At 68.6% G+C, this 5,520-nt stretch carries 6 protein-coding genes; 3 read left to right on the top strand and 3 right to left on the bottom strand.

The features are described 5' to 3' along the window. The first annotated feature begins 496 nt into the window (after positions 1 to 496). Both G3N93_RS33220 and G3N93_RS33215 read left to right on the top strand, forming a co-directional pair. Positions 497 to 916 carry a PHA-granule associated protein 4 gene (locus tag G3N93_RS33220; RefSeq protein WP_241026798.1) on the top strand — a complete coding sequence of 140 codons (420 nt, stop codon included), beginning with the start codon at positions 497 to 499 and terminating at the stop codon, positions 914 to 916. 102 nt (positions 917 to 1,018) lie between these two features. After that, the gene (locus G3N93_RS33215; protein ID WP_174947658.1) at positions 1,019 to 1,840 is read left to right on the top strand and encodes a carbon-nitrogen hydrolase family protein; all 822 of its coding nucleotides are present in this window, start codon (positions 1,019 to 1,021) and stop codon (positions 1,838 to 1,840) included. Between the two features lie 30 nt (positions 1,841 to 1,870). Here G3N93_RS33215 and G3N93_RS33210 read toward each other — a convergent pair whose 3' ends face one another. From G3N93_RS33210 to G3N93_RS33200, 3 genes are read right to left on the bottom strand one after another with little or no spacing between them, the layout of a single operon-like run. Next, the gene (locus tag G3N93_RS33210) at positions 1,871 to 2,182 is read right to left on the bottom strand and encodes a hypothetical protein (protein ID WP_011351678.1); all 312 of its coding nucleotides are present in this window, start codon (positions 2,180 to 2,182) and stop codon (positions 1,871 to 1,873) included. Next, positions 2,182 to 3,540, bottom strand: coding sequence for an acyclic terpene utilization AtuA family protein (locus G3N93_RS33205; RefSeq protein ID WP_206134857.1), 1,359 nt, complete (start codon positions 3,538 to 3,540; stop codon positions 2,182 to 2,184). The genes G3N93_RS33210 and G3N93_RS33205 overlap by 1 nt, the downstream gene beginning before the upstream one ends. Before the next feature lie 39 nt (positions 3,541 to 3,579). Further along, positions 3,580 to 4,878 carry a CitMHS family transporter gene (locus G3N93_RS33200; protein ID WP_174947654.1) on the bottom strand — a complete coding sequence of 433 codons (1,299 nt, stop codon included), beginning with the start codon at positions 4,876 to 4,878 and terminating at the stop codon, positions 3,580 to 3,582. A 97-nt stretch (positions 4,879 to 4,975) separates the two neighbouring features. On the opposite strand from G3N93_RS33200, the gene G3N93_RS33195 reads away from it, so the two are divergent. After that, positions 4,976 to 5,520: LysR family transcriptional regulator (locus tag G3N93_RS33195; protein WP_206134856.1), on the top strand; the 545-nt coding region annotated here is incomplete at its 3' end.

Here is a 5,520-nt window from a genome sequence, read left to right as displayed (position 1 = left end):
TCATCCATGTCGATACTACTCTACGTTTTTTTTTTTGCATGCGCCGGCGCCCCCCGAGCTCTACACCCCTCCCCACCCTCTTTCCCTCCCCGACGCTCTTCCGATCTAACACCCACACCGTTCGCGCGGCCCGGCGGGCGCCCCCGCGCGAACGGCACGCCCCGGCACCGGTCGACGGCCAGCCGCCCCGCCTACGTCAATTCATCGCATTCCGAACCTTTCCCGCGGCCGATACGTCATATCGGCCGCACCTTCTGGGCAAACCGCTCGCCCGCCCCTATCCTTCGCGGGTCTGATTGCGTGCGTTCGCTCCCGGCGGGCGCACATGATGGCCTGGGTTCTGATAGCCGTACCCTCGTACGTCAGGACCTGTTCGCCGACCCTTGCACAAGGGTCGGCGTTTTTTCGGACTTTGCCATGTGTGCCGGCGGCAGGACGGCAGCGCAAGCGCGACGACGATCGTGACGGCGCGTCCGCGCCCGGGGGGAGCGGGTAGATGACAAGCAAGCAAGCGCACAGCCGCGACGAAGCGCTGCGCCTGATCGCCGCGGCCGACACCGCGTCGCTCGACCTCAACTACGAGAGCGGCTGGCAGGACATCGCCGAACTGGACGGCCTCGGCGCCCGACGCGGGATCCGCGTCACCTATCGCAGCCACGAACACATCGCCGTGCATTCGCGCGACGCGCTGGTCGCAGGCCTCACGCGCCCGAAAGCCACGTTCCGGCGCCGCACGCTCTATTGCCGGTTCGACCTCGGCAGCGTCGCCGATCGCGAACTCGTCGCACTCGAAACGCGCGCGATGCGCCAGGGCGACTACATCCTCGCAGGCCACCTGCTCGCCAGCCCCGACGACGTGTGGGGCGACGCAACCACGCTGCCCGCGGCGGCAAGATCAATACCCCCGAAGGGTTAACGCACCGGCGGGATGGGAAATCCGCCGCTTCGGCGCATACTGGGGCCTCCTTACCCACCCTTCCGGCGCCACCGGCGACGGGCCCCTGCTACCGAAATCGTCATGAAACTGAAGCTCGATATCGTCCAGCTCGCCGGTCGCGACGGCGACACGCACTACAACCTGCAGCGCACGCTCGAAGCGATCGCAACCTGCACACCGGGCACCGACATCGTGATGTTCCCGGAGGCGCAGCTCACCGGCTTCCTCGATCCGTCGAATCTGGCCGAATGCGCCGAGCCGCTCGACGGCCCGAGCGTCGGCGCGGTCATCGCGGCCGCACGTGCACGCGATGTGGCGGTCGTGGTCGGGCTGATCGAGAACGACGGCGGCCGCTTCTACAACACCACCGTGTTCGTCACGCCGGACGGCATCGCGCTGCGCTATCGCAAGACGCATCTGTGGGTGAGCGAGCACGGCGTCGTCCTGCCCGGCGACCGTTACGCGACGATCGAATGGCGCGGCGTGCGGATCGGCCTGCTGATCTGCTACGACAACGAATTCCCCGAAACCGGCCGCGCGCTCGCCGCGCTCGGCGCCGAGCTGATCCTCATCACCGACGGCAACATGGAGCCGTACCGCCCCGTCCACCGCACGTCGGCCACGGCGCGGGCGATGGAGAACCAGGTGTTCGCGGTGGTCGCCAACCGCGTCGGCGGCAGCACGCACGACGTCGTGTTCGCGGGCGGCAGCCTCGCGGCCGATCCGTTCGGCAACCTGATCTTCGAAGCCGGCAATACCGAATCGCGTCATGCGGTCGAACTCGATTTCGACCAGCTCGCCGCGTCGCGTGCGGTCTACGACTATCGCCGGGATCAGCGCCTGCACATCGCCGGCGAACGCATCGAGCACGCCAACGGCCTGCGCGAACTGCTGATTCCGTAAGCGCCTGTCCGCCTCCGGCGCCGACATCCGTCACGCCGGGTCGGGCACCTCGATCGCCAGCAGCGCGGAACTGACCGACTTGCCGTGCGCGTCGAGCGCGAGCGAGCGCGTGACGCCGCCGCCGAGCGCATCGCGCAGCACGAAATTGAATGCGCCGAGCGCCGGCAATTCGTAACGTACGACGTCGCCGTGCACGATGCCCGCGAGCCATGCCTTCACGGCGTCAGCATCCAGGTGCGTACGAAGATGATCGTAATGGCGCGGATCGTGGCAGATCACCGATACGTTCAGCGTATTGCCCTTGTCGCCGGTGCGCGCATGCGCCAGTTCACGCAGTTGCATCATGCCTCCACGAATGAAAACGACGGCGTCACGGCCGCGCGCGGCAACAGCACCGACTGCACGGCGATCACCTCGCGCGTCGACTTGAACGCGCCGCCGCCGCCGGCCGGCCCGTTCGTATAGAGCGTCTCGACTTCGTTGCCGATGCGCGCCGCTTCGGCGGCGCTCGCCGCACGGCCGGCCACCCGCACGCGCACTTCGGCCGGCTCGCCGCGCACGGCGGGCGTTGCGTCGCCGTACAGCGCATCGACGCCGATCAGGTCAAAGCGCAACTCGGTCGCGGCAACGCCGGTCAATGCCAGCCGCTCGCGGACGATCCCGAGCGCAAGACGCGCGCGTTCGAGCGCCCCCGGGCCGCCGTACGAGATCTGGCCTTCGCCGATCCAGCCGTCGACGTAAGCCACCGACACCTTCAACGTATCGGGCCGCGCGGTGCCGCGCCCGCCCGTCACGCGCACGCGATCGGCCGCCTCCTCCACGACCGCCACGCGCGTGAAATCCGCGACGACGTCGGGCTGCAGATAGCGCGCCGGGTCGTGAATCTCGTAGAGCAGCTGTTCCTTGCAGGTTGCCGCGCTCACGCGGCCGCCCGCGTGCGGCACCTTGGTGATCACGACCGAGCCGTCGGCCGCGACTTCGCCGATCGGAAACCCGAGCCGCGCGAGGTTCGGCACGTCCTTGTAACCGGGATCGGCAAAATAGCCGCCCGTCACCTGCCCCGCGCATTCGAGCAGGTGGCCGACGACCGTCGCAGCGCCAAGCGTGTCCCAGTCGTCCATCTGCCAGCCAAATGCGTGGATCAGCGGCGCGGTGAACAGCGACGGATCGGCGACGCGCCCGGTCAGCACGACGTCCGCGCCGGCCGCGAGCGCATCGACGATCGGCGCGGCGCCGAGGTACGCATTCGCGGACACGATACGGTCGCGATACGCGGCGACGTCATCGCCCGATTCCTCGAAGCGGAACGCGCCGCGCTGCACCACGTCGAGCACGTCGTCGCCTTCGACCGCCGCGACCTTCAGCTTCGCGAAACCAAGCGATTGCGCGATCTGCGCGGTGCGCCGCGCGGCCGCACGCGGATTCGCCGCGCCCATGTTCGACACGATGCGCACGCCTTTCGGAGCGGCGACCGGCAGCACCGCGTGCATCCGCGCGTCGAGCAGCGGGTCGTAGCCGAGTGCCGGATCCTTGCGCCGCGCCTGCTGCGCGATCGCGATCGTGCGCTCGGCCAGGCATTCGAAGACGAGATAGTCGAGCTGCCCGTGTTCGGCCAGTTCGACCGCGGGCTCGATCCGGTCGCCCGAGTAGCCGGCGCCCGCGCCGATGCGCACGCGTCGTTCAGGTTGCTTTGCTGTCATGTCCGTACCGTCGTCCGGCGGGCGCACCGCCGGGAAAGATCAAAAGATGCCCAGTACGACGCATGCGATCGTCATCACGATCGAGGCGCCGAACAGCAGCGGGAACGTGAATTTCTGGTGCTCGGCCAGCTCGATGCCGCACAGGCCGACGACGAGGAAGGTCGCGGGCGTCAGCGGGCTGACCGGGAACCCGGTCGTCATCTGGCCGAGCAAGGCGGCCTGCCCGACCTGCACGGCCGGCACGCCGAGCTGGCCGGCCACCTCCGCGATCACGGGCAGCACGCCGAAGTAGAACGAATCGGGATCGAACAGCATGCTGAGCGGCATCGACGCGAAGCCGAGCACCACCGGGATGTGCCCGGCCATCGACGGCGGCACGAAGCCGACCGCCGCCTGCGCCATCGCCTTCAGCATGCCGCTGCCCTGCATGATCCCCGTGAACACGCCGGCCGCGAGCAGGATGCCGGCCATCATCAGCGCGGCGCGCGCATGCGCGTCGATGCGCTTCCTCTGCATGTCGACGTCCGGGTAGTTCACCATCAGCGCGATGCACAGCCCGACCATGAACATGATCGCGGGCGGGATCTTCTCGCCCATCACGACCATCGTGCCGAGCACGACGAGCGTCAGCACCAGGTTGAACCAGAACAGGTGCGGCCGGCGCAGCGCCTGCTCGTCGGGGGTCAGCTCGCGCGTCGGCAGCGGGATCGACGCATCGTCGCGCGACAGGCCGAGCCGCTTCTCCTCGCGCCGCCCGAGCCAGTACGCGGCGCCGAACACGAACACGAGCCCGATCGCCTGCACCGGGATCAGCGGATTGAACAGCGCCGACACCGGCAGGTGCAGCGACGCCGACGCGCGGATCATCGGCCCCGTCCACGGCAGGAAGTTGATGCCCGCGGCCATCGACACCGCGGCGGCCAGCACGCGCCGGTCCATCTTCAGCCGGTCGTACAGCGGCAGCACCGCCGGAATCGTCACGAGAAAGCAGACGGCGCCCGAGCCGTCGAGGTGGATCAGCAGCGCGAGCAGCGTCGTGCCCATCACGATGCGCGTCGGCCGCGTGCCGACCGCGCGCAGGATGCGGTCGATGATCGGGTCGAGCGTGCCGGCGTCGGTGATCGTCCCGAAATAGAGGATCGCGAACACGAACATCCCGACGACGGGCGCGAGCCCCTTCAGCCCGTCGATGACGAACTTGCTGGTGTGCAGCCCGAAGCCGCCGATCAGCGACGCGGCGATCGGCACGATGATCAGCGCGACGAGCGGCGACATCCGCTTCGACAGAATCGCGGCCAGCAGCACGACGATCGTGCCAAGCCCGAGTAACGGCAGCATCCGTGTCTCCTACCTTGTCTTTTGTTGGAGACGAGCGTAAGGTCGGCGCAGCAATAGCACAATTGAAATGATTTGATCGCAGCAATCACGAACCGTTATGGATCTGAATCTTCGCGACATTCGCGCGTTCGTCACCGTCGCGCAGGCCGGCAACTTCACGCGCGCGGCCGCGCGCCTGCACCTGTCGCAGCCGGCGCTGACCGTGCAGATCCGCCGGCTCGAGGAGATCGTCGGCGCGCGCCTGTTCGATCGCAACAGCCGCAGCGTCGCGCTCACGCAGACCGGGCGCGAGCTGCTGCCGCTGCTGCAGCGCTCGCTCGACGACATGGAGCGCGTGCTGCGCGATGCGCGCGCGCTCGGCGAAGGCACGAGCGGCACGGTGCGGCTCGCATGCCTGCCGACCTTCGCGTCGAGCATGCTGCCCGAGCTGATCCAGTCGTTCCGGCGCGACGTGCCGCGCGCGGGCTTCGAGATCCACGACGGCGTCGCGAGCCTCGTCACCGCGCTCGTGCGCAACGAGGAAGCCGATCTCGGCTTGACCGGCGGCGACACGTTCGATGCGTCGCTGGAGGTATTGTATGCGGGCGCCGACCGGCTCGTCGTCGTCTGCCCGAAGGATCATCCGCTCGCGCGCAAGCGCCA

Origin of the sequence: Burkholderia sp. Se-20378 (assembly GCF_017104665.1) — a bacterium.
Lineage (GTDB): Bacteria > Pseudomonadota > Gammaproteobacteria > Burkholderiales > Burkholderiaceae > Burkholderia > Burkholderia lata.
The sequence above is the reverse complement of the archived record's forward strand: the minus strand, read 5'-3'. Positions and strand labels throughout refer to the sequence as shown.